Origin of the sequence: Sulfurovum sp., assembly GCF_041562805.1 — a bacterium.
Taxonomy (GTDB): Bacteria; Campylobacterota; Campylobacteria; order Campylobacterales; family Sulfurovaceae; genus Sulfurovum.
This window is the reverse complement of record NZ_JBFFOH010000209.1, coordinates 1-3,680: the sequence shown is the minus strand read 5'-3', so window position 1 is coordinate 3,680 and position 3,680 is coordinate 1. Positions and strand designations below refer to the sequence as shown.

General features: G+C 38.5%; 1 protein-coding gene. It reads right to left on the bottom strand.

The window, feature by feature from the left end; translation table 11 throughout:
- The coding region (locus tag ABYK33_RS14640; protein ID WP_373034039.1) for a hypothetical protein at window positions 1–3,680 on the bottom strand (3,680 nt) is incomplete at both ends.

Below are 3,680 nucleotides of genomic sequence, written 5' to 3'. Positions count from 1 at the left end.
GACCAAGTCTTCCTTGAGATTTTTCAGTTGTAAAGATGTTGGAGGAACACCTAGTTCCAGTCCAACCTCTCGTGCGTAGCTTACACCTGCATTCATCAGGTTGGTATATTGATCATTATCATTTTGTGCGGTACCTATGTATCGTTGACCGGTCATAGCTATGATCGCATCACGAATGAGCTGAGTCTCATACATCGCATCACCCAAACGTCTCATCTGACTTGAGCCATCATACCCCAAACGGTCTAACAAATAATCAGAACTTACAAAGTTATTGTAGCTAGTGTACTCAGGGTTAGCCTCTATAAGTGGACCATCCGGATCTTCTGAAGCGACAAAAAGTCCATAAGGGTCATTTGGCAGAGTGATAGCTTCTGTACCAGGATTGTAAACTTGAGGTGTAAGTGCTAAAGAAGTACTTTCAATTGCATCTTGATCAACATTAGGTGTATTAAAGTTGGTATCTATGTTTGTTGCATTTTGCTGTGTCTCATCTGTAGTTTGAGTACTTGTGGAAATAGTGGGAGCATTAGGATCAATAAATACAGAAGTATCTGCTTCCATTCCATTTTGTAAAACACCAAAGTTTCCAGTCAGTGTTCCTCCAGCTAGGATCCGGGAAGAAACGCCATCTATATCACGTATTTCAAATTTAGAGATAGGTAACTGACCCCGACCTCCATCGCTTTTACGTTTCCAAGAATAATTAATAGTTGTTGCTAGAGATTCTGTGCTGCCTACACCTATATTGGCTAGATCACCTCTTAAATCCATATCGTTACTGGCTGCAATAAGACTGGTTTTATTTGTAATGGTATCTGCCTCTAATGCAAGGTTATGTCCAGAAATGATTTGTCCCTCTTTATGGTTAGCCAATGAAGTTGCATCTACTATCTCTTTGGTAACCGTATAGTCAACTTTTCTAAACTCTTCTTTCTTGTGTGGCTTTGTTCTTTTTACTATCATTTCATTACTATCAAGTGATGCAGTAAGTTCATAAAAATACAATTCATTTGCTGTCGTTTGTGTATCTTTATACATATGTAAAATGTAGGCTTGTCTGTCTTCTTTGATCATTTGTTCTGTAAGTAATACCTGTAGTTCACTCTCACTTAACACCACACTATTATCTGCATATTCCTGTATAATTGCTGCCTTGATTGCCATAAGGTCTATTTCTAAAGCAATATTTTTGTCTGGACAGGAAAAACCTCCCCAGTCACCACATGTTATATCAATCACGCTATTCACTTCTTGCAATGTTGTCGTGATCTCCGTAGCTGAAATATTAGAAATATCCATAGCCAAAATACGCATATCATTCTGAGATTCTATCCTGGCAGAAATATTCTCAACTTTATTGCTCTTCTTCCCAGTATTATCTCTGGCAATGATCAAATTATTACCGGCATAGATATTTGCATCTTCATTGTTTCTCAGTACATTAGAAATATATAATCGCATGTCTGTACCAGAGACTAAAGTTTGATAGTTATAAAGATCTGTACCATTTAGCGTGAGATCAAAGGCAGCAGCTATCCCTGCATAGTTGTTGATCTCTGTAGCTGTGACCTCTAAATTCCCCGAAGAAGTAAGGAACCCATAGTTATTTAGATCTCCATTTAATATAAGCGTTGAGAGGTATCCTCCTCTTATACTTGCACCAGTATTATTGGCATTATTATTAAGTGTATTAGCAACAATGTTTAATGAGTTGTTGGCCGTGATGTCACTCTCGTTACTAAGGTCACCACGGACGGTGATATTTGCCCTACCATTGGCAAGTATCTCTCCATAGTGTATCAAATTTCCTGCAAAATACAGATCCATAGAGTTGGATGAAAGAAACTTTGTGTTCGCATCAATGTTGGAAATGTTTGAAGTCACAGCTAAGTGATCTCCTGCAAAGAACCGTGATCCCTCTATCTGTACATTATGACTTGTAACATCTAAAGTATCCCCTGCTTCCAAATCTCCATTACGGTTGTCTAAGCTCTCTGCATCAAGTACAAGATTTCCATTTGCAGATATCAGACCATTGTTATTATTCAGTGTACCTGTGGTAGCAATGTTCACAGTACCACCAGCTGAATATAAATGGCTATTTGCATTGTTAAATGTTGTAGTATTGATATGCATCTCTGTAGCAGAAACTACGCTATCACTATTGTTAACTATACCAGAGTTGATAGTTCCTATATCCTGTGCAACTAATGAAGCGTTGTGGAGATTTAATGTTTGTGCTTTTATACTCAAGTCATCACCAGCCACAATATTTGCATTATTTACTGTGACATCCTGCTCTGTACTTACTTGAATCATGTTCCCTTTCATAGTCGAATCTGAGATATTTACATGTTCTGAAGCATTGAGGTTAAGTAATTGATCAGCTTCCATGTATGTATTCTGTGCTTGCAGTGCAGTACTACTTAGATTGAGAATGTCATGTACAGAATAAAGTGTACTTCCATCAAAAGTAACCTCTTTGGCTATGAGATTTAACTCGCTATTGGCCAGCATCGCAGAGTTTGTAAGTGTCACATCTCCACTTGATGCTATGTTTAATCCACCTGAAGAGAGAATAGTTGCATTATTACTCTGAATGTTTGAAGTCTGGATAGTTACATCCTCACCTGAGATACTTCCGTTATCTCCATTGAGATCAAAGAGATCCAGAAAGACTGCCTTGATAGAACCGATAAATCCTTCTTCATTCTTAAGTGTCTGTGCAGTAACAGTTGTCCCTGTACCAGAGTGGAGAGTTCCTCTTGTATTATCTATATTTCCTGCACTACTTAATGTCAAAGTCTCATCGGCTTGTATTCTTCCGTCTATGTTACTCAGAATGCTTGTTGTAAGTGTAAGCACATTATCAGAAAAAAGTATACCGTTGTTGTTCAAAAACCCGTTTGCAATGTTTAGTGTAACACTGTCTAAACCTTCTACCGTTCCCTGAGTATTGTCAAAGTTCTCAGTAGTGATACGCATAACATCATTCGCATGGATAAGTCCTGTATTACTAAGTGTTTGGGTATCCAGTGTTGTGAGGTTTGCTCTTAATTCTCCAGTATTATGTAGTGTCTCTCCAGTATGGATCAACAGTGTTTGAGTAATTACTTCTGCCTGATCAGCATTGATAAAATTCTTGGTATCTATAGTGGTGCCACTTAAACCATAGAGCACACCTTCATTGTTGATACTTTCTGTAAATCCTAAGTTGAGAAAACCATCTTGTGCCTGAATAAAGTCCGCGTTAACACCTGCAGCGATAAGCCCATCGTTATAGAGATCATTCCCAAGGAGAGTAAGATTACTGGTTGCACCAGTATTTCCATGTAGGCGGATATCGGTCAAAGCTTGTAGATCAAGTGTATCAGCGTATACCCCTTCATTAATCTCTATGTAACTGCTGTTTGAACGAATGTTTGCTTTGTTTCGTACAGAGACTTTACCCAAGATGATCTGACCATCTGCAGATATCTCTAATCTGTCTTGAACCAACATCTCCGAAGGGAGATTGACCCCTACTCCTTTTTGTGTACCCACAAGAGAGATGGCATTGGCATAGATACCTCCAAGTGCTGTGGAATCTATACTGAACTTAGGTCTTTCTTTACCTGAACCGTCAGTACTTCTAACTATACCATCCCTATCTATATGATTCAATCCCGTAACAACTT